The following is a 19,800-nucleotide window of genomic DNA, read 5'->3' on the forward strand; positions in this document are numbered from 1 at the left end:
TTTGATTTGGTCGCTCACGCTCTCAGCCCTGGGGGCAGGTAGCCTGAGGCCAGCCGACACGCGCTGCACGCAGGAGGCTGGCTTTAACGACCATGCGGTGAAAGGGGGCAATAACGAAGATGTAGGCCCGGCCCAGACGGTTGTGGCACTGGACCACGGTTGAAAGAACCAGTTGCCGACTACCTTCTGGCTCTGCCTCTGCAGAACACAGGATCGATATCCGGAAGTCGAGGTGCTTGTCGTCCTCGCCCAATACGATTTCAGTCTGGTTCGTGCTGTATACCTTGAAGATGCCAACCCGATTAGCAAGGGTTGCCAAGTGTCTGGCTGTCTTGAGACCAAAACAGGCAACGACAGTGTCTCGGACTTTCAGGAGCCATCCGATCCAGGATGGCTGGTGGGAAAAGATGAATCGAGCCAGCAAATCTGGATTGCTGGATGTGCCCGCAGGGAGCCGAATCGCAAAAGCGTCCGCCAGGTTCATCGACGTGTAAAGGTGGGTGATGCCGGACCTCGAGGGGACTGGCACGGCCGTGATGAGCTCAAATTCTCGGGGCATCGGGGATCTCTCCTGAGTTCTAACTACCAATTCGGCGACAGGCCATGTCGCGGTTCTTGTTGGGCGGCGCCCACTTCTCCTTGTCGGATACTGAGCCCGATCAAGACATCATAGAGCGCTTGCTGCCCAGCGGGCAGAACAGGGAGCAACGTCGCACGGCGTTTGTCGGCATCGAACCAGGATTCAACCAACCATCCCACCAGATAGAGCGCCGAAAGGCATCCGCCAGCGGTTGCAACGTTTCCCTGGCATACAAGCGGTTGATCCATGGACTCAAGTCCCAGCGCTTGCAGGCTCGCTCGTGCATCCGGGTGTGTAGTGGCTGGGCCGCTGAGTAGCCCAAGCCGTTCGAGAATGAACGCTCCGGCGCATATGGAGCCAATTCGCTGGCGTCTGGCGTCAAGTTCAAACGACGGCAGGAAATCCGGGGCGGCAAGTGCAGCGGGTATCCCTTCCTTGCCGCTGACGAACAATACCGCGTCAGCACTGTTGGCCTCGGAAAGTGGACCGTGTACCGGGACAGGCAGGCCGTGCGCCGATCGCACGATAGCGCTGGAACCCAATATTCGGACGTGCCAATCCTCAGTGTTGCGGCCTAAGATGTCCCACATCAGGAATAGGTCGATATCAGTGAATTGGTCGAAAGCGACCAGAACGATTTTCTTCAAGGCGAGCTCCATGAAAAGTGCTGGCGTGCAAAACGCAACGGCCATCTTTGCGGGTGTTCGCAGCGTACTGATCGGTTACGCACCCTACACAGTCTGTATGGTGCTCAATAGGGAGCGAGATCGGTGGGAAAGCTAACGCGTAACCATTGGATCGCGGCTGGTTTTGAGGCCCTCGACCAAATAGGGCATACCGGCGTTTCGGCCGAGAGTCTATCGCGCCGATTGAATGTGACCCGCGGATCGTTCTATCACCATTTCCGCAATCGCGAAGATTTTGTCCGCACCTTGCTGGCCGCTTGGGAAGAAGACTACACAGAGCGCATGCTCGCTTATGCGGGGCAGGGCAGTAGCGCGGGTGAAATCCTGAAACGCTATTTGAGTATTGCCGCTGAGAAACAACCGGGGCGGGAAGTTTCCATCCGCGCCTGGTCGCTGCACGATCCGTTGGTAGGCGAGTTTCAGCAGCGTGTTGACACAAGAAGACTGGACTTCGCGATACGGACGTGCCGCCGCTTGGTCCATATGCCAGGCGAAGCAGAAGTGATAGGTCAGATGGCCCATCTGTGCCTGATTGGTGGTCAACAGGCAGGACTGCGGCGTGATGCCGCTCGCTTCAACCGTTTCCTGCATGGCGCCTTTTCACTTTTCGAAAGGGCGCTTCCACCGTGGCGGGCTGGGTCATGAGCTAAATCGGGCAACTGAATAAATAGCATTCCAGTGCTAGCGCCCATGCCACTGGCCTGCGGCACTAAAGGGTGTTTCCCTTGCGCAAAAAAAACGGCACCCCAAAGGTGCCGTTTCTGTTTTCTACGAGCTACCGCTAGGCGATCAGCCCGTCAAGCCAGCCTGCTGAACCAGGGTCAACAACGGCTGCGGGTACACGCCGAGGAAGAACGCCAATACGGCGATGGCCAGCAGCATCACGCCGCCTGCCTTCTGTTCCCAGTGCAGCTCGGCGTCGTGGCGACGCAGGTTCGGTTCCATCAGGTACAGGGTGACCATGACGCGCAGGTAGTAGAACACGCCGATGGCACTGCCCAGCACCAGGGAGCCGACCAGCCACCATTGGTGAGCCTCGACGCCGGTGGCGATGATGTAGAACTTGCCGATGAAGCCGGCGGTCAGCGGGATGCCGGCCAGGGACAGCATCATCACGGTCAGCACGGCGGTCAGGTACGGACGGCGCCAGAACAGGCCACGGTATTCGTACAGGGCATCGGCGTCGCGGCCGTTGTACGGCGAGGACATCAGGGTGATCACGCCGAAGGCGCCGAGGCTGGTGATCACGTAGGTGACCAAGTACACGCCGATGGCTTCCACGGCCAGGCCTTTGCTGGCGATCAGGGCGATCAGCAGGTAGCCGAAGTGGGCAATGGACGAGTAACCCAGCAGACGCTTGAGGTTGCTCTGGGTCAGCGCCAACAGGTTACCGAACAGGATCGACGCGATGGCGATGATGGTCAGTACGTTGCTCAGCACACCGCTGCTGGCCACTGGCGAGATCTGGAACAGACGCACCATCACCGCGAACACCGCGACTTTCGACGCGGTGGCCAGGAACGCCGCCACTGGCGCCGGGGCGCCTTCGTAGACGTCCGGGGTCCAGAGGTGGAAGGGCACCAGCGACAGCTTGAACGCCAGGCCGATCAGCATCATGCCCAGGCCCAGTTGCGCGATCGGGCTAGGCAGGCCGGTGGCCGCCAGGGCCTGGCCGATGCCGACGAAGCTCAGGGTGCCGGCTTCGGCATAGAGCAGGGCCATGCCGAACAACAGGAACGCGGAACCGGCCGCCGACAGCACCATGTACTTGATGCCGGCTTCCAGGGAGCGCTTGTTGAAGAAGGCGTAGGCCACCAGGCCGTAGACCGGTACCGACAGCAGTTCCAGGCCGATGAACAGGCTGGCCAGGTGCTGCGCGCTGACCAGGACCAGGCCACCGGCGGCGGCCATCAGGATCAGCAGGTACAGTTCTTCGCGGTTACCCGGGTAACCCGAACCGCCATCGCCGAGGTAGGCGTGGGCGAGGGTAACGCAGGCCAGGGTGGCGACCAGGATCAGCGCCATGTACAGGCAGGCGAAGCTGTCGATCTGCATCAGCGGGGTGACCGCCAGGGGCGCGACTTTCAGGGCCGGCAAGATCGACAGCAAGGCCAGGTTCAGCCCCGCCACCGACAGCAGGAAGGTCTGTGAGTGATTGCGCCGCCAGGCGATCGCCAGCATCACCACGATGATCGTGGCGCTGGTGATCAACAGCGGCGCAAGCGCGATAAAGTGTTGAATCGTGAATTCCATAGCGCTCTTACCGGGCCGAAGCGAGTTGAGAGAAGGCGGTGCCGAGCCACTGCTGCACGCCATGCATCGTGGCGGCAGAGGTGTCGAGGAACGGTTGCGGGGAAACGCCGAGGTAAACCAGCAGCACCGCAAGGCCGAGCACCATGATCAGTTCGCGACCGTCCATGCCGCGCAGCACTTCGTCCGACTTGGACGGGCCGAAGTAGGCGCGGTGGATCATGATCAGCGAGTAGACCGAACCGAACACCAGGCCGGAAGTCGCAATGGCGGTGATCCATGGCGAACTGACGAACGAGCCGATCAGGATCAGGAACTCGCCAACGAAGTTACCCGTGCCCGGCAAGCCCAGGGACGCGGCCGCGAAGAACAGGCTGATGGCCGGCAGGTAGGCGATGCGCGACCAGATGCCGCCCATCTCACGCATGTCCCGGGTGTGCAGGCGCTCGTACAACTGGCCGCTGAGGATAAACAGCGCCGCCGCCGACAGGCCGTGAGCCAGCATCTGGATCACCGCGCCTTGCAGGGCGAGTTGGCTGCCGGAGTAGATCCCGATCAGCACGAAGCCCATGTGCGAAACGCTGGAGAACGCGATCAGGCGCTTGATGTCGGTCTGGGCGAACGCCAGGAACGCACCGTAGAAAATCCCGATCAGGCCCAGGGTCATGGCGATCGGCGCGAACTCCGCCGAGGCATTGGGGAACAGCGGCAGGGCAAAACGCAGCAGGCCATAGGCCGCGGTCTTGAGCAAGATACCGGCCAGGTCCACGGAACCGGCGGTCGGCGCCTGGGCGTGGGCGTCCGGCAGCCAGGAGTGGAACGGCACCACCGGCAGCTTCACCGCGAAGGCGATGAAGAAGCCGAGCATCAGCACGTACTCGGTGGTCTTGGACATCTGCACTTTCAACAGGTCGGCGTAATTGAAGGTAATCACACCGGTGTTGTTGAAGTTGACCAGTACCAGGCCAAGGATCGCCACCAACATGATCAGGCCGGAAGCCTGGGTGAAGATGAAGAACTTGGTCGCCGCGTAGATCCGGGTTTTCTTGCCGTCCGAAGAACTGTGACCCCAGAGCGCGATGAGGAAGTACATCGGCACCAGCATCATTTCCCAGAAGAAGAAGAACATGAACAGGTCCAGCGCCAGGAACACGCCGATGACGCCGCCCAGGATCCACATCAGGTTCAGGTGGAAGAAACCGACGTGACGCTGGATCTCTTTCCAGGAGCAGAGTACCGAGAGGATACCCAGCAGGCCGGTCAGCAGGATCATCAGCAGCGACAGGCCGTCGAGGGCCAGGTGCACGCTGATGCCGAAGCGTTCGATCCAGATGTGCTTGAATTCAAGCGCCCAGGTCGGATCGGCGCCAGGGGCCGGAGCAAATGAATAGTCGCCGGTCGCCCACAGCCAGAGGCCGAGCGCGAGTTCCAGGGACATGGTCAGCAGCGCAATCCAGCGCGGGAGCGTGGAGCTGGAGCGCTCCGCGATCCAGCACAGCAGGCCGCCGATGAAGGGGATCAGGATTAGCCAGGGCAGAATCATGACGGGCTCGTTTCCTTTCGCAAGTTCGCAAGGTTCATATCAGACCGCTACCAGCACGATGGCGCCGATAACCAGCACGGCGCCAGCCGCCATGGAAGCCGCATACCAACGCAGTTGACCGGTCTCGGTACGGCTCAGGGCAGTGTGGCCGCCCTTGGCCATGCGCGGGATCAGGCCAATGGTCTGGTCGAGCGGGTCTTTGCGCAGAATGTGGCTGATCGCAAGGTATGGCTTGACGAACAGTTTGTCGTAGATCCAGTCGAAGCCCCAGGCGGCGAACCACCAGGCCGAAAGGAATCGCCCGATGCCGCTGTTGGCGATCGCCGTGACGAAACGACGCTTGCCCAGGAACAGCAGGGCGGCCAGCAGGATACCCGCCAGGGCAATGGCGCCCGAGGCGATTTCCAGGCTGTGCTTGGCTTCGCCGCCGGCATGGCCGACGCTTTGCGGCAGCACATCGGCCAGCGGTGGGGTGATCATGGCGCCGACGAAGGTCGACAGCACGATCAGCACCGACAGTGGCAACCAGTGAGCAATGCCATGGCCGGCATGGGCTTCGGTCTTGGCTTCACCGTGGAAGGCGATGAAGATCAGGCGGAAGGTGTACAGCGAGGTCATGAACGCACCCACCAGGCCGGCATAGAGCAGCGCCTGGTTACCACTGGCGAACGCTTCCCAGAGGATCTCGTCCTTGGAGTAGAAACCGGCGGTGACCAGTGGCAGGGCCGCCAGGGCCGCGCCGCCGACGATGAAGCTTGTGTAGGCCAGCGGCAGTTTTTTCCACAGGCCGCCCATCTTGAAGATGTTCTGCTCGTGGTGGCAGGCCACGATCACCGCACCGGAGGCCAGGAACAGCAGGGCCTTGAAGAACGCGTGGGTCATCAGGTGGAAAATCGCGCCTTCCCAGGCACCCACGCCCAGGGCCAGGAACATGTAGCCGATCTGGCTCATGGTCGAGTAGGCGAGGATGCGCTTGATGTCGGTCTGTACCAGGGCGGCAAAACCGGCCAGTACCAGGGTCACGCCACCGACGATGCCCACCAGGTGCAGGATGTCCGGCGCCAGGGCGAACAGGCCGTGGGTACGGGCTATCAGGTAGACGCCAGCGGTCACCATGGTCGCGGCGTGGATCAGTGCCGAGACCGGGGTAGGGCCCGCCATCGCGTCCGCCAACCAGGTTTGCAGCGGCAGTTGCGCGGATTTACCGACGGCGCCACCGAGCAGCATCAGGGTCGCCAGGACGATCCAGAAGTCACCGACCTTGAAGTGCTCCGGCGCCTTGACCAGCAGTTCCTGGATGTTCAGCGTGCCCAGTTGCTGGAACAGGATGAACAGGCCGATGGCCATGAACACGTCGCCGATCCGGGTGACGATGAACGCCTTGAGCGCCGCGTTACCGTTGTTGCGGTTGCTGTAGTAGAAACCGATCAACAGGTACGAGCACAGGCCCACGCCTTCCCAGCCGAAGTACAGGAACAACAGGTTATCGCCGAGCACCAGGAACAGCATGCTGGCGATGAACAGGTTGGTGTAGGCGAAGAAGCGCGAGTAACCGGCTTCACCGCGCATGTACCAGGAGGCGAACAGGTGGATCAGGAAGCCCACGCCGACCACCACGCCAAGCATGGTGATGGACAGGCCGTCCAGGTAGAGGGCGAAGTTCGGCGTGAAGCCTTCCACCGCCATCCAGCGCCACAGCACCTGCACATACACACCGCCTTCGGGCGGGGCGACGTTGAACTGCCAGATCACGTAGGCCGTGACGATGGCAGACAGGCCGATGGAACCCACGCCAACCAGCGCCGACAGGTTTTCCGACCAGCGTCCACGAGAGAACGACAGCAGCAGGAAACCAATGAGGGGGAATACGAAAGTCAGAAAGATTAGGTTCATCCGCGCATCTCGCTGGCAGCGTCGATATCGAGAGTGTGGAAGCGGCGGTACAGCTGCAACAGGATCGCCAGGCCGATACTGGCCTCGGCGGCTGCCAGGCTGATCACCAGGATGAACATGATCTGTCCATCCGGCTGCGCCCAGCGAGCGCCCGCGACGATGAAGGCCAGGGCGGAGGCATTCATCATGACCTCCAGGCTCATCAGCACGAACAGAATGTTGCGGCGGACCATCAGGCCAACCAGACCGAGGCAGAACAGGATGCCGGCAACCGCCAGACCATGCTCGAGAGGGATAGCAGGCATGTGATTACTCCTTCGCCTCGTTACGGCCCAAATGGAACGCCGTGACGGCTGCGGCAAGCAGCAGCATCGAGGCGAGTTCGACCACCAGCAGGTACGGACCGAACAGGCTGATGCCCACGGCCTTGGCACCTACGGTGGTGTGGCCGATGGCCTGGCCGCTCTGGTGAGCGAACAGCACATACAGCAGTTCACCCAGCAGCAGGGCGGACAGGATCACCGGCCCCGCCCAGATGCCGGGCTTGAGCCAGGAGCGTTCCTGCTGGACCGCGGCCGGGCCGAGGTTGAGCATCATCACCACGAACACGAACAGCACCATGATGGCGCCGGCATAGGCGATCACTTCCAGCGCACCGGCGAACGGTGCACCGAGGGCGAAGAAGGTCATGGCCACGGCGATCAGCGAAATGATCAGGTAGAGCAGGGCATGGATGGGATTGGTGTTGGTGACCACACGAAGCGTGGACACCACCGCGATACCCGATGCGAAATAGAAAGCGAATTCCATCTTTCTTCCTTAAGGCAGCAAGCTCTTCACGTTGATCGGTTCGGCTTCGTTCTGCGCGGCGCCTTTTGGCTTACCGGCAATGGCCATACCTGCAACACGATAGAAGTTGTAATCAGGGTTTTTACCGGGACCGGAAATCAGCAGATCTTCTTTCTCGTACACCAGGTCCTGACGTTTGAACTCGGCCATTTCGAAATCCGGCGTGAGCTGGATCGCGGTGGTCGGGCACGCTTCCTCGCAGAGGCCGCAGAAAATGCAGCGCGAGAAGTTGATGCGGAAGAAGTCCGGGTACCAGCGACCGTCTTCGGTTTCAGCTTTCTGTAGCGAGATACAACCTACCGGGCACGCCACGGCGCACAGGTTGCAGGCCACGCAGCGTTCCTCGCCGTCGGGGTCGCGGGTCAGGACGATACGGCCGCGATAGCGGGGGGCCAGGTAGACCGGCTCTTCCGGGTATTGCAGGGTGTCGCGCTTGCGGAAGCCATGGCCGAAGATCATGACCAGGCTTCGCAGTTGGGTACCGGTACCCTTAACGATGTCGCCAATATATTTGAACATGGGTCAAATCCTCACTGAACCGCGGCCGCAGGCGCGTTCATCAAAACGATCGCAGCGGTCACCAGCATGTTGATCAGGGTCAGCGGCAGGCAGAATTTCCAACTGAAGTCCATCACCTGGTCGTAGCGTGGGCGCGGGATCGAGGCGCGCAGCAGGACGAACAGCATGATGAAGAACGCGGTCTTCAGCGCAAACCAGACGAAGGACAGTTGCGGCAGGATGCCGAACGGGCCGTGCCAGCCACCGAAGAACAGCGTCACCAGCAGCGCCGAGATCAGGATGATGCCGATGTATTCACCAACGAAGAACATGCCCCATTTCATGCCGGCATATTCAATGTGGTAACCATCGGCCAGTTCCTGCTCCGCTTCCGGCTGGTCGAAGGGGTGACGGTGAGTCACGGCCACGCCAGCGATGAAGAAAGTACAGAAACCGAAGAACTGCGGAATGATGAACCACAGGTTCTGGGCCTGGTACTCGACGATGTCGCGCATGTTGAACGAGCCGGCCTGGATCACGATGCCCATGAGCGACAGGCCCATGAACACTTCGTAGGACACGGTCTGGGCCGAGGCCCGCAGGCTGCCCAGCAGGGCGAACTTGTTGTTGCTCGACCAACCGGCGAACAGCACCGCATACACCGACAGGCCGGCCATGGCGAAGAAGAACAGCAGGCCGATGTTCAGGTCCGCCACGCCCCAGGTCGGGGTGATCGGGATGATCGCGAAGGCGATCAGCAAGGCGCTCATGGCCACGACCGGTGCCAGGGTGAAGATCACCTTGTCGGCGAACGGCGGCGTCCAGTCTTCCTTGAAGAACATCTTGATCATGTCGGCGGCGATCTGGAACATGCCGAACGGGCCGACACGGTTCGGACCGTAGCGGTCCTGCCACCAGCCCAGTAGGCGACGCTCGACGAAGCTCAGCAGGGCGCCGCAGACCACCACGGCCAGCAGGATCACGATGGCCTTGAGGACCGTCAGGATCACGGCGATCACTTCGGGGGTGAACCAGCTCATTGCGCTGCCTCCTGCAGACCGTCGACGGTTTTGCCGAATACGGCTGGCGGAATGCCCGCCAGGCCGGCCGGCAGGGCCACCAGGCCGGCGCCCAGTTCTTCATTGATGCGCAGCGGCAGACGCAGGGTCTGGCCGGCCACGTTCAGGCTCAACAGGGCCCCGTCGTTGACGCCCAGGCGATCGGCTTCGGACTTGGCCAGCGCCACGTAGGCGGCCGGGATGCGCTCCTGCACCGGAGCGGCCTTGGAAGAGTTCTCTTCGCTGCCGAACAGGTGATGGAACGGCACGACCTGCCAGGTGCCCGGCGCCGGGTTGAAGGCGCGCGGCACGCTGGCGAACCAGCTCAGGCCATCGCCCTGACTTTCGATCAGACGGGTGCCCGGGTCGCCGGCACGCAGGTGACCGCCGACTTCGTCCTGGAACTTGTTCCACGCTTGTGGCGAGTTCCAGCCCGGCGACCAGGCGAACGGCACCTGGGAGCGCGGTTCGGTCGAGCCCGAGTAGCCTTCCATGGAGAACGAGAACGCAGTGTCGTTGTCCTGGGAAGTGCGCGGTTCGTGAACGCTGATGTCGGCGCGCATGGCGGTGCGACCGGAGTAGCGCAGCGGTTCGCGCGCCAGCTTCAGGCCTTTGATGCGGAACGAGGCGGACGGTGCGGCGTCGACAATGGCGGCCAGTTGCGGGCTGCTCGAAGCGACGGCGGCGGTGACGTGGTCCAGTTGCGTCCAGTCGATCGGCTGGTCCAGCAGGGTGGCGCGCAGGGCATGCAGCCAACGCCAGCCTTCGTGAACCAGGATGCTGGCGTCCAGGTATTGCGGGTCGAAAACCTGGAAGAAGCGCTGGGCGCGACCTTCCTGGCTGACCAGTGTACCGTCGCCTTCGGCGAAGCTCGCCGCCGGCAGCACCAGGTTGGCGCGGTCGATGGTGGCGGTTTTCTGATGGTCGGCGACGATCAGCACTTTCGCGGCGTTCAGGGCGGCGTCTACGCGGGCCTTGTCGGTGCGGGTGTAGAGGTCGTTTTCCAGCACTACGATGGCGTCGGCGCTGCCGTCGATCACCGCTTGCAGGGCGGCGTCCACCGATTCGCCACCGAGCATGGCCAGGCCGAGGCTGTTGGCCTCCGGCACGATCAGGCTGATGGAACCGTTCTTCTCGCGCAGCTTCAGGGCCTTGGCGATGTTGGCGGCGGCTTCGATCAGCGCCTTGGAGCTCAACGAGGTGCCGGCGATGATCAGTGGGCGCTTGGCGGCCAGCAGGGCGTCGGCGATGCGCTGGGCCAGGGCGGCCGCTTCGCTGTCCAGGCCTTCGACGGCCGGGGCGCTGGCGTCCAGGGCGTGGGCCACGGCAAAGCCGATACGGGCCAGGTCGTCAGGGGCGGCGTGGACGCATTCTTCGGCGACGTCGTCGAGCTTGGTTTCAGCGAGGCTGGCGATGAACAGCGGGTTCAGCGCGTGCTGGCCGATGTTCTTCACGGCGGCGTCGAGCCATGGCTGGACGCGCATGGCGTCGGCCATGTCTTCGGCCTTGCCCTTGACCGACTGGCGCAGGGCCAGGGCCATGCGGGCGGCGGTCTGGGTCAGGTCTTCGCCAAGCACGAACACCGCATCGTGGTCTTCGATGTCGCGCATCGTCGGCACGGGCAGCGGGCTGTCCTTGAGCACTTGCAGCACCAGGCGGATGCGTTCCAGCTCACCGGCTTCGATGCCGCTGTAGAAGTGCTCGGCACCGACCAGTTCACGCAGGGCGTAGTTGCTTTCCAGGCTGGCCCGTGGCGAACCGATGCCGACGATGTTGCGACCGCGCAGCAGCTCGGCGGCCTTGTCCAGCGCTTCGTCCAGGCTCAGCTTGGCACCGCCCGCCAGCTGCGGTTGGCGTGGGCGATCCTTGCGGTTGACGTAGCCATAGCCGAAACGGCCACGGTCACACAGGAAGTACTGGTTAACCGAACCGTTGAAGCGGTTTTCGATGCGCCGCAGTTCACCGTAGCGCTCGCCCGGAGAGATGTTGCAACCGCTGGAGCAGCCATGGCAGATGCTCGGCGAGAACTGCATGTCCCACTTGCGGTTGTAACGCTCGGAGTGGGTCTTGTCGGTGAACACACCGGTCGGGCAGACCTCGGTGAGGTTGCCGGAGAACTCGCTTTCCAGGGTGCCGTCTTCAACGCGACCGAAATACACGTTGTCGTGGGCGCCGAATACGCCCAGGTCGGTGCCGCCGGCGTAGTCCTTGTAGAAACGCACGCAACGGTAGCAGGCGATGCAGCGGTTCATCTCGTGGGAGATGAACGGACCGAGGTCCTGGTTCTGGTGGGTGCGCTTGGTGAAGCGATAACGGCGCTCGTTGTGGCCGGTCATCACGGTCATGTCTTGCAGATGGCAGTGGCCGCCTTCCTCACAGACCGGGCAGTCGTGAGGGTGGTTGGTCATCAGCCATTCGACGACGCTGGCGCGAAACACTTTCGCTTCTTCGTCGTCGATGGAGATCCAGCTGCCGTCGGTGGCGGGGGTCATGCAGGACATGACGATCCGACCACGCTTGTCGTTCTCGTCGGTGTACTGCTTGACCGCGCACTGGCGACAAGCGCCAACGCTGCCAAGGGCGGGGTGCCAGCAGAAATAAGGAATGTCGAGGCCCAGGGACAGACATGCCTGTAACAGGTTGTCTGCGCCATCGACTTCGAGCTCTTTGCCGTCTACGTGGATAGTGGCCATGGTTCAAAGTTCTTCGTTGGCCCGGTGTCAGCGGGCGTGGCTAATGGAATCTTGTTATTCGCGTGAATCAACACAGCCGTTTACGGCGTCATCACGCGAGAAGGCGAAGGGTACGGACCCTTCGCCTTTTTAAGCGTTTACGCGCCGACTACGATCGGCTTTGCCAGAGGCGGGACGACGGCGCTGGTGGGCGCGATGCCGGCTTCGAACTCTGGACGGAAGTATTTGATCGCGCTGCCCAACGGCTCCACGGCACCCGGTGCGTGAGCACAGAAGGTCTTGCCTGGGCCGAGGAAACCCACCAGACCCAGCAGGGTCTCGATGTCGCCGGCCTGGCCTTCGCCGTTTTCAAGGGCCCGCAGCAGCTTGACGCTCCAGGGCAGGCCATCGCGGCAAGGGGTGCAGAAACCGCACGACTCGCGGGAGAAGAACTCTTCCATGTTGCGCAGCAGCGACACCATGTTGACGCTGTCGTCCACCGCCATCGCCAGGCCGGTACCCATGCGGGTGCCGACCTTGGCGATGCCGCCGGCGTACATTTGGGCGTCCAGGTGTTCGGGCAACAGGAACCCGGTACCGGCGCCGCCAGGCTGCCAGCACTTGAGCGTGTAGCCGTCGCGCATGCCGCCGGCGTAGTCTTCGAACAGTTCGCGGCCGGTGACGCCGAACGGCAGTTCCCACAGGCCAGGGTTCTTGACCTTGCCGGAGAAGCCCATGAGCTTGGTGCCCATGTCTTCGCTGCCGTCACGGGCCAGGGATTTGTACCAGTCCACGCCGTCGGCGATGATCGCCGGCACGTTGCACAGGGTCTCGACGTTGTTCACGCAGGTCGGCTTGCCCCACACGCCTACAGCGGCAGGGAAGGGCGGCTTGGAGCGCGGGTTGGCGCGGCGGCCTTCGAGGGAGTTGATCAGCGCGGTTTCTTCACCGCAGATGTAACGCCCGGCGCCGGTGTGGACGAACAACTCGAAATCAAAGCCGCTGCCCAGGATGTTCTTGCCCAGCAGGCCGGCGGCCTTGGCTTCTTCCACGGCACGGTTCAGGTGCTTGGCGGCGGTGGTGTATTCGCCACGCAGGAAGATATAGCCGCGGTAGGTCTTCAGCGCGCGGGCGCTGATCAGCATGCCTTCGATCAGCAGATGGGGCAGTTGCTCCATCAGCATGCGGTCTTTCCAGGTGTTGGGCTCCATTTCATCCGCGTTGCACAGCAGGTAGCGGATGTTGATGGATTCGTCCTTGGGCATCAGGCCCCACTTCACGCCGGTGGGGAAGCCCGCGCCGCCACGACCTTTAAGGCCGGAATCCTTCACGGTCTGGACGATGTCGTCGCCGGCCATGTCGGCGAACGCCTTGCGCGCGGCAGCGTAGCCGTTCTTGGCCTGGTATTCGTCCAGCCATACCGCTTCGCCGTCGTCACGCAGACGCCAGGTCAGGGGATGGGTTTCGGCCGAACGCTGGATGCGGTTGGCGGGCCCGAAGGAAGTCAGGGTCATACGTAGCCCTCCAGCAGTTTGGCGACGCCATCTGGCTTGACGTCACCGAAGGTGTCGTCATCGATCATCAGCGCCGGGGCCTTGTCGCAGTTACCCAGGCAGCACACTGGCAGCAGGGTGAAGCGACCGTCGGCGGTGGTCTGGCCGAGGCCAATGCCCAGCTTGCTCTGGATCTCGCTGACTACCGATTCGTGGCCGCCGATGTAGCAGACCATGCTGTCGCAGACGCGAATGATGTGACGACCGACTGGCTGGCGGAAAATCTGGCTGTAGAAGGTGGCGACGCCTTCGACGTCGCTGGCCGGGATGCCGAGGATCTCGCCGATGGCGTAGAGCGCGCCATCGGGCACCCAGCCACGTTCCTTCTGGACGATCTTCAGGGCTTCGATCGACGCCGCGCGCGGGTCTTCGTAGTGATGCAGCTCGTGCTCGATGGCCGAGCGCTCGGTTTCGCTCAGGGCGAAACGGTCTGTCTGGATAAGCGTGCTGTTCATGCTTAGCGGTCCACGTCGGCCATAACGAAATCGATACTACCCAGGTACGCGATCAAGTCCGCGACCATGCTGCCTTTGATCACGGAAGGGATCTGCTGCAGGTGCGGGTAGCTTGGGGTGCGAATCCGGGTGCGGTAGCTCATGGTGCCGCCGTCGCTCGTCAGGTAATAACTGTTGATGCCCTTGGTCGCTTCGATCATCTGGAAGGACTCGTTGGCCGGCATGACCGGGCCCCACGAAACCTGCAGGAAGTGCGTGATCAGGGTCTCGATGTGTTGCAGCGTGCGCTCTTTTGGCGGCGGCGTGGTCAGCGGGTGATCCGCCTTGTACGGGCCTTCCGGCATGTTGCGCAGGCATTGGTCGATGATCTTGATGCTCTGGCGCATTTCCTCGACGCGAACCATGCAGCGGTCGTAGGCATCGCCGTTGGCGGCCAGCGGTACTTCGAATTCGAAGTTTTCGTAGCCGGAGTAAGGGCGCGCCTTGCGCAGGTCGAAGTCGCAACCGGTGGAGCGCAGGCCGGCACCGGTGACGCCCCATTCCAGGGCCTCTTTGGTGTTGTAGGCAGCGACCCCGATGGTACGACCCTTGAGGATGCTGTTCTGCAGGGCGGCCTTGGTGTATTCGTCCAGGCGCTTGGGCATCCACTCGACGAAGTCCTTGACCAGCTTTTCCCAGCCGCGTGGCAGGTCGTGGGCAACGCCACCGATGCGGTACCAGGCCGGGTGCAGGCGGAAACCGGTGATGGCTTCGATCACCGTGTAGGCCTTCTGGCGGTCGGTGAAGGTGAAGAACACCGGGGTCATCGCCCCCACGTCCTGGATATAGGTCCCCAGGAACAGCAGGTGGCTGGTGATACGGAAGAACTCGGCCATCATGATGCGGATGACGTCGACCTTTTCCGGTACCTTGATCCCGGCCAGTTTTTCGACCGACAGCACGTACGGCAGGTTGTTCATCACGCCGCCGAGGTAGTCGATGCGGTCGGTGTACGGGATGAAGCTGTGCCAGGACTGGCGCTCGGCCATTTTCTCGGCGCCACGGTGGTGGTAGCCGATGTCAGGGACGCAGTCGACGATCTCTTCGCCGTCCAACTGCAGGATGATGCGGAACGCACCGTGGGCCGAAGGGTGGTTCGGGCCGAGGTTGAGGAACATGTAGTCCTCGTTGGCACCCGAACGCTTCATGCCCCAGTCTTCAGGCTTGAAGCGCGCGGCTTCTTCCTCGAGCTGTTGCTTGGCCAGGGACAGGCTGAACGGGTCGAACTCGGTGGCACGGGCCGGGAAGTCCTTGCGCAGCGGGTGACCTTCCCAGGTCGGTGGCATCATGATGCGCGACAGGTGCGGGTGGCCGGGGAAGTCGATCCCGAACATGTCCCACACTTCACGTTCGTACCAGTTGGCGTTCGGCCAGATACCGGTCACGGTCGGCACGCTGAGGTCGCTCTCGGACAAGGCGACCTTGATCATTACGTCACTATTACGCTCGATCGACAGCAAGTGATAGAACACGGTGAAGTCGACGCCGTCGGGCAGCCCTTGACGCTTGGTGCGCAGACGCTCGTCCACGCCGTGCAGGTCATAGAGCATGACGTACGGCTTGGGCAGGTTGCGCAGGAAAGTCAGGACTTCGACGAGTTTGGCGCGGGCAACCCAAAGTACCGGCATGCCGGTGCGGGTCGGCTGGGCGGTGAACGCCTCGGGGCCAAAACGGTTGTTCAGTTCGACGACCACATCCTGGTCGTCTGCCTTGTAAGGCGGGATGTACAGAGCACTGCCTGTAGTCATGGTTATTTATCGCTTTCGGTCAACGTAAAGAATGAAGCCAGGTTCTCGTTTCTTGTAGGGAACAGAGCTGGATCAGACTTCGTCGGGGCTGCGCAAGTTGGTGACTGCGATACGCTGTTCGCGGCGCTGTTCCTTTTGCGATGGCATGTCGGCGCGATAGACGCCTTGATCGCCAACGACCCAGGACAGCGGGCGACGCTCCTGGCCAATCGACTCCTGCAACAGCATCAGGCCTTGCAGGAAAGCTTCAGGGCGAGGCGGGCAGCCGGGCACGTAGACGTCCACGGGCAGGAACTTGTCCACCCCTTGAACGACGGAATAGATGTCGTACATGCCACCGGAGTTGGCGCACGAACCCATGGAGATAACCCACTTCGGCTCGAGCATTTGCTCGTAGAGACGCTGGATGATCGGCGCCATCTTGATGAAGCAGGTACCGGCGATAACCATGAAATCCGCCTGGCGTGGCGATGCCCGGATCACTTCGGCGCCAAAGCGCGCGATGTCGTGGGGCGCCGTGAAGGCGGTGGTCATTTCCACGTAGCAGCACGAAAGACCGAAGTTGTACGGCCACAGGGAGTTCTTGCGACCCCAGTTGACCGTGCTGTTCAGCACGTCTTCGAGCTTGCCCATGAAGATGTTTTTGTGGACTTGATCTTCTAACGGATCGGCGACGGTTTCCCGTTCGCCAATCGGATACTGCTCGTTAGGAGCATCGGGGTCGATCCTGGTGAGATTGTATTGCATTGCCAAAGCCTCATTGTTTCAGCTTCGCTTGCCGCTTGCGCCGAGCTTCCGGAGCCCAATCAAGCGCCCCCACTCGGTAAAGGTAGACAAGACCTGCCAACAGAATTGCTATGAAAACGAGAGCTTCGACGAATCCGGTCCAGCCGCTTTCGCGGACGGACACAGACCAGGCAAAGAGAAAGAGGGCTTCGATATCGAAGATCACGAAGAGCATCGCGACCAGATAGAATTTGGCTGAGAGCCGCAAGCGGGCGCCACCGGTAGGTAGCATGCCGGACTCGAACGGTTCATTTTTGCTGCGGCCCCAGGCTTTTGACCCGAGCAGGCTCGACACGCCGAGCATGAAGGCGCACAGGCCGACGACACCCAGAAGGAAAATGGCAAAGCCCCAGTTGTGGGCCATGAGTCCTGTCGCTTCGGGCATGCTGGAAATCCTTAACAGAGAGCAAAGGTCTCTGAGCTTGAATAGAAATAACGCAGTGACGATATGTCGCAGCAATCAATCGCGGTGATTTTATGGCTAAACACCGGGCAAGTAAAATTCCTATGGCGAAATTATTTATTGGAATAAGGACATAGCGCACCTCCAGAGCCCTGCGGCCCCGGCCCCGTGGGCGTTGGCCGGCTGTTCAGCAATAATATTTCGTGCGGAATGTAACAATGATAACGACTTCCAAATGATAATTATTATTATCTAGCCAGCATTTTCTACAGTGCACTTAGTGTCGTGTCCGAGAGGCTGTCTTACATCGTCGCTACTGCAATTGTCAGCGTCGGACGTTTTACTCCTTTTCCGACTGCCCAATACTGCGTTCGATCAATTTTCCTAGCACTGCGTAGGAGTTTGTTGTGGGGGCGGTGTCCGGCGAAGGTTGGGTCTGCATGAGGGACTGCTCCGTGGAAGCCAAGCTTGCTTGCAATGTCGGCAACGCGGTCCCGAGGCAGACAGCCTTATCGTGCATCGCAGCCAAGCCTGGCTTCCACAGTGCAGGCTTGCTCTTACAGCGTAGGTGGCTTCAAGGAAAACGGGTGAAAAAACCTCCGTCATCAGATCGAGGCCGCCCAGCCGAGCCAACCAAGAACCCTATGCCCCAGGCATTGGCGCGTTAGGCGAACCCGCTTTGCCTGCAAATATCGGCATGAGGCCGGCCCTAGAGCCTTGAAGAGTTGATGGCAAATGGCTATCTTTGCCGCTCACTCATCTAATCATCTATATCAATGTTGATTAGACAATTGCCCCTTCATAGATAGCTGCGTCAGTTTTCATCGTTCGCGGCGGATTACCAAAGGACTGTCATGAACTCTTGGATCGCGAACATGAGCGTTATGCTCAAGCTGGCTCTGGGTTTTGCTGTTGTGCTGTTTCTGACCGCGATCCTCGCCGCGACCGGCTGGACCAGTCTGGGCAAAATGATCCAGCGTGCGGATCGAATGACCAGCATTACCGAGCTCGGCAACCGTCTTGATCACCTGCGCAGGGCTCGCTTGCAATACCAGGTGGACAAGGGCGATGAACAAAAGGGTGAATTGATCCAGGCGTCGCTGGAACAATTTGTCGCCAAGCAAAAAAGCCTTGCAAATGAGTTGAAAAAACCCGAAAACCTGAAAAAACTTGCGCTGATCGAGCTGGCCAGCACCGAGTATCAAGTGGCGCTGAATACAATGCGCGAGGCTTATCGCACTGACGCAGCCATGCGCAAGGAGATGGGCGTCAATGCGGTCAAGGGCGCCGCGCTGATTGCCAAGGTCATCGATGACGTGGAAGCAATGCCTGCCACGGACGAGCGCCGTTTTGAGTTGTACAGGATTATCCTCAAAGCCAAAGAGGACGTCGCGCTGGTGCGTTATGAAGTGCGTGGCTACACCGGCAACCCCAACAGCGCCACCGAACAGGCCGCCACCCGCCAGCTCGAAAATGCGCTCAAGAGCATCGAAACCCTTAACGGTGCTTTCGGCCCGAGCTATGCCGACACCATCAAGCAGCTGGAAACCGCGCTGATTGCTTACCGTCGCTCGGTGCAGAACTTCACCGCCAGTAATCAGGCCATTGGCAAGGCCGTGCAGGACACCATCGATCTGGGTGAAACCATCACCCGTCTGACTGACGAAATGTATGCCAGCCAGTTGGTCTCCCTGGGTGACGAAAGCGCCCAGTCCCGTACCCTGCAGTTGAGCTGCACTGCCTTGGCGATGCTGTTGGGGATTCTTGCGGCCATGATCATCACTCGCCAGATTACCCGGCCGTTGCAGGACACATTGGCTGTAGTCGATCGCATTGCGGCAGGCGACCTCACGCAAGGCACGGTCGTGACCCGTGGTGATGAACTGGGTGTTTTGCAGCAAGGTATCCAGCGCATGGGCACCACGTTGCGCGACTTGATCGGTGGTATCCGCGATGGCGTCACCCAAATCGCCAGTGCCGCCGAAGAGTTGTCGGCCGTCACCGAGCAGACCAGTGCCGGGGTCAATAGCCAGAAGACCGAGACCGACCAGGTGGCTACCGCCATGCAGGAAATGTCGGCCACCGTGCACGAAGTCGCGCGTAATGCCGAACAGGCTTGCACGGTCGCGTCAGAGGCCGATGCACAGGCCCGTATCGGCGACCAGGTGGTTGCGCAAGCCATCGTTCAGATCGAGCGCTTGGCCAGCGAAGTCGGGCGTTCCGTCGACGCCATGGATGAGCTGGAACAAGAAAGCGCGCGCATCGGCAAGATCATGGACGTGATCAGGGCGGTGGCGGAGCAGACCAACTTGCTGGCCCTTAACGCCGCCATCGAGGCCGCCCGCGCGGGTGACGCCGGGCGCGGTTTTGCCGTGGTCGCCGACGAAGTGCGTGGGCTGGCCCAGCGTACCCAGCATTCCACCGAAGAGATCGAAAGCCTGGTGGCGGGCTTGCAGAACGGCACGCGCCAGGTGTCGAGTATCATGCGCAATAGCCGCGAACTGACCGACAGCAGCGTGGAATTGGCCGGCAAGGCCGGCATTTCCCTGGGCAACATCACCCAGGCGGTTTCGGGCATCCAGGCCATGAACCAGCAGATTGCCGCTGCTGCGGTGCAACAAAGCTCGGTGGCCGAAGAAATCAGCCGCAGTATCCTGAGTGTGCGCGATGTATCCGAACAGACCGCCTCGGCTAGCGAAGAAACCGCAGCCTCCAGCATCGAGCTGGCGCGCCTGGGTAACCAGTTGCAGCAACTGGTCAGTCACTTCAAAGTGTAAAAAACCGGTA

17 protein-coding genes and 1 pseudogene are annotated in these 19,800 nt (G+C 61.3%); 3 read left to right on the forward strand and 15 right to left on the reverse strand.

The features are described 5' to 3' along the window. Window positions 1-22: 22 nt before the first annotated feature. Together BLT00_RS15750 and BLT00_RS15755 are read right to left on the reverse strand one after the other, a co-directional pair. Window positions 23-559: a DUF2867 domain-containing protein gene (locus tag BLT00_RS15750; protein WP_092144460.1), complete on the reverse strand. Its 537-nt coding sequence runs from the start codon at window positions 557-559 to the stop codon at window positions 23-25. 23 nt (window positions 560-582) lie between these two features. Beyond that, window positions 583-1,272: a DJ-1/PfpI family protein gene (locus BLT00_RS15755; RefSeq protein WP_371856942.1), complete on the reverse strand. Its 690-nt coding sequence runs from the start codon at window positions 1,270-1,272 to the stop codon at window positions 583-585. 78 nt (window positions 1,273-1,350) lie between these two features. Here BLT00_RS15755 and BLT00_RS32535 point away from each other — a divergent pair, with 78 nt between their 5' ends. Then, window positions 1,351-1,911 carry a TetR/AcrR family transcriptional regulator gene (locus BLT00_RS32535; RefSeq protein WP_092144462.1) on the forward strand — a complete coding sequence of 187 codons (561 nt, stop codon included), beginning with the start codon at window positions 1,351-1,353 and terminating at the stop codon, window positions 1,909-1,911. A 144-nt stretch (window positions 1,912-2,055) separates the two neighbouring features. Here BLT00_RS32535 and nuoN read toward each other — a convergent pair whose 3' ends face one another. The 13 genes from nuoN to BLT00_RS15825 all read right to left on the reverse strand — a co-directional run bounded on the left by nuoN (window position 2,056) and on the right by BLT00_RS15825 (window position 16,995). Continuing rightward, window positions 2,056-3,519 carry an NADH-quinone oxidoreductase subunit NuoN gene (gene nuoN, locus BLT00_RS15765; RefSeq protein ID WP_063320468.1) on the reverse strand — a complete coding sequence of 488 codons (1,464 nt, stop codon included), beginning with the start codon at window positions 3,517-3,519 and terminating at the stop codon, window positions 2,056-2,058. A gap of 7 nt (window positions 3,520-3,526) precedes the next feature. Next, a complete protein-coding gene (gene nuoM, locus BLT00_RS15770; protein ID WP_063320469.1) occupies window positions 3,527-5,059 on the reverse strand; it encodes an NADH-quinone oxidoreductase subunit M in 1,533 nt (510 codons plus the stop codon). A gap of 39 nt (window positions 5,060-5,098) precedes the next feature. Beyond that, window positions 5,099-6,952, reverse strand: a complete 1,854-nt coding sequence (gene nuoL / locus BLT00_RS15775) for an NADH-quinone oxidoreductase subunit L (protein WP_063320470.1) — start codon at window positions 6,950-6,952, stop codon at window positions 5,099-5,101. Continuing rightward, window positions 6,949-7,257: an NADH-quinone oxidoreductase subunit NuoK gene (gene nuoK, locus BLT00_RS15780; protein ID WP_003180046.1), complete on the reverse strand. Its 309-nt coding sequence runs from the start codon at window positions 7,255-7,257 to the stop codon at window positions 6,949-6,951. The genes nuoL and nuoK overlap by 4 nt, the downstream gene beginning before the upstream one ends. Window positions 7,258-7,261: 4 nt before the next feature. Then, a complete protein-coding gene (nuoJ, locus tag BLT00_RS15785; RefSeq protein WP_063320471.1) occupies window positions 7,262-7,762 on the reverse strand; it encodes an NADH-quinone oxidoreductase subunit J in 501 nt (166 codons plus the stop codon). Window positions 7,763-7,771: 9 nt separating this feature from the next. After that, entirely contained in the window at window positions 7,772-8,320 is a 549-nt protein-coding gene (gene nuoI / locus BLT00_RS15790; RefSeq protein WP_003180051.1) for an NADH-quinone oxidoreductase subunit NuoI, read from the reverse strand. 11 nt (window positions 8,321-8,331) lie between these two features. Next, window positions 8,332-9,339 carry an NADH-quinone oxidoreductase subunit NuoH gene (nuoH, locus tag BLT00_RS15795; protein ID WP_030141318.1) on the reverse strand — a complete coding sequence of 336 codons (1,008 nt, stop codon included), beginning with the start codon at window positions 9,337-9,339 and terminating at the stop codon, window positions 8,332-8,334. Continuing rightward, complete coding sequence (gene nuoG, locus BLT00_RS15800) at window positions 9,336-12,050, reverse strand: NADH-quinone oxidoreductase subunit NuoG (protein WP_092144464.1); 2,715 nt, start codon at window positions 12,048-12,050, stop codon at window positions 9,336-9,338. Before nuoG ends, nuoH begins: the two co-directional genes overlap by 4 nt. A gap of 137 nt (window positions 12,051-12,187) precedes the next feature. After that, window positions 12,188-13,543: an NADH-quinone oxidoreductase subunit NuoF gene (gene nuoF / locus BLT00_RS15805; protein WP_092144466.1), complete on the reverse strand. Its 1,356-nt coding sequence runs from the start codon at window positions 13,541-13,543 to the stop codon at window positions 12,188-12,190. After that, the gene (gene nuoE / locus BLT00_RS15810) at window positions 13,540-14,037 is read right to left on the reverse strand and encodes an NADH-quinone oxidoreductase subunit NuoE (RefSeq protein WP_053157826.1); all 498 of its coding nucleotides are present in this window, start codon (window positions 14,035-14,037) and stop codon (window positions 13,540-13,542) included. The genes nuoF and nuoE overlap by 4 nt, the downstream gene beginning before the upstream one ends. 2 nt (window positions 14,038-14,039) lie before the next feature. Continuing rightward, window positions 14,040-15,824: an NADH-quinone oxidoreductase subunit C/D gene (nuoC, locus tag BLT00_RS15815; RefSeq protein ID WP_063320475.1), complete on the reverse strand. Its 1,785-nt coding sequence runs from the start codon at window positions 15,822-15,824 to the stop codon at window positions 14,040-14,042. A gap of 72 nt (window positions 15,825-15,896) precedes the next feature. Beyond that, on the reverse strand, window positions 15,897-16,571 hold the full coding sequence (locus BLT00_RS15820; protein ID WP_013693708.1) for a NuoB/complex I 20 kDa subunit family protein: 675 nt from the start codon (window positions 16,569-16,571) through the stop codon (window positions 15,897-15,899). A 10-nt stretch (window positions 16,572-16,581) separates the two neighbouring features. Next, window positions 16,582-16,995 (reverse strand): NADH-quinone oxidoreductase subunit A, encoded by a 414-nt coding sequence (locus BLT00_RS15825; RefSeq protein ID WP_030141323.1) that lies wholly within the window; start codon window positions 16,993-16,995, stop codon window positions 16,582-16,584. Window positions 16,996-17,897: 902 nt separating this feature from the next. Between BLT00_RS15825 and BLT00_RS32540 the strand changes: the two are divergent. After that, window positions 17,898-18,935, forward strand: a pseudogene (locus BLT00_RS32540) (methyl-accepting chemotaxis protein); the annotation flags it as partial. Window positions 18,936-19,076: 141 nt separating this feature from the next. After that, window positions 19,077-19,790, forward strand: a complete 714-nt coding sequence (locus BLT00_RS32545; RefSeq protein WP_371856947.1) for a methyl-accepting chemotaxis protein — start codon at window positions 19,077-19,079, stop codon at window positions 19,788-19,790. The last annotated feature ends 10 nt before the right edge of the window (window positions 19,791-19,800 follow it).

Origin of the sequence: Pseudomonas sp. NFACC51 (assembly GCF_900103575.1) — a bacterium.
Taxonomy (GTDB): domain Bacteria; phylum Pseudomonadota; class Gammaproteobacteria; order Pseudomonadales; family Pseudomonadaceae; genus Aquipseudomonas; species Aquipseudomonas fluorescens_Q.

Excerpts from the sequence above, each read along its gene's own strand:
- nuoG (WP_092144464.1), bottom strand. The coding sequence starts at position 12,050 with ATGGCCACTATCCACGTAGACGGCAAAGAGCTCGAAGTCGATGGCGCA.
- BLT00_RS15750 (WP_092144460.1), bottom strand. The coding sequence starts at position 559 with ATGCCCCGAGAATTTGAGCTCATCACGGCCGTGCCAGTCCCCTCGAGG.
- nuoM (WP_063320469.1), bottom strand. The coding sequence starts at position 5,059 with ATGATTCTGCCCTGGCTAATCCTGATCCCCTTCATCGGCGGCCTGCTG.
- nuoH (WP_030141318.1), bottom strand. The coding sequence starts at position 9,339 with ATGAGCTGGTTCACCCCCGAAGTGATCGCCGTGATCCTGACGGTCCTC.
- nuoE (WP_053157826.1), bottom strand. The coding sequence starts at position 14,037 with ATGAACAGCACGCTTATCCAGACAGACCGTTTCGCCCTGAGCGAAACC.
- nuoL (WP_063320470.1), bottom strand. The coding sequence starts at position 6,952 with ATGAACCTAATCTTTCTGACTTTCGTATTCCCCCTCATTGGTTTCCTG.
- BLT00_RS32545 (WP_371856947.1), top strand. The coding sequence starts at position 19,077 with ATGCAGGAAATGTCGGCCACCGTGCACGAAGTCGCGCGTAATGCCGAA.
- nuoK (WP_003180046.1), bottom strand. The coding sequence starts at position 7,257 with ATGCCTGCTATCCCTCTCGAGCATGGTCTGGCGGTTGCCGGCATCCTG.
- BLT00_RS15755 (WP_371856942.1), bottom strand. The coding sequence starts at position 1,272 with ATGGCCGTTGCGTTTTGCACGCCAGCACTTTTCATGGAGCTCGCCTTG.
- nuoJ (WP_063320471.1), bottom strand. The coding sequence starts at position 7,762 with ATGGAATTCGCTTTCTATTTCGCATCGGGTATCGCGGTGGTGTCCACG.
- nuoN (WP_063320468.1), bottom strand. The coding sequence starts at position 3,519 with ATGGAATTCACGATTCAACACTTTATCGCGCTTGCGCCGCTGTTGATC.
- nuoI (WP_003180051.1), bottom strand. The coding sequence starts at position 8,320 with ATGTTCAAATATATTGGCGACATCGTTAAGGGTACCGGTACCCAACTG.
- BLT00_RS15820 (WP_013693708.1), bottom strand. The coding sequence starts at position 16,571 with ATGCAATACAATCTCACCAGGATCGACCCCGATGCTCCTAACGAGCAG.
- BLT00_RS15825 (WP_030141323.1), bottom strand. The coding sequence starts at position 16,995 with ATGCCCGAAGCGACAGGACTCATGGCCCACAACTGGGGCTTTGCCATT.
- nuoC (WP_063320475.1), bottom strand. The coding sequence starts at position 15,824 with ATGACTACAGGCAGTGCTCTGTACATCCCGCCTTACAAGGCAGACGAC.
- nuoF (WP_092144466.1), bottom strand. The coding sequence starts at position 13,543 with ATGACCCTGACTTCCTTCGGGCCCGCCAACCGCATCCAGCGTTCGGCC.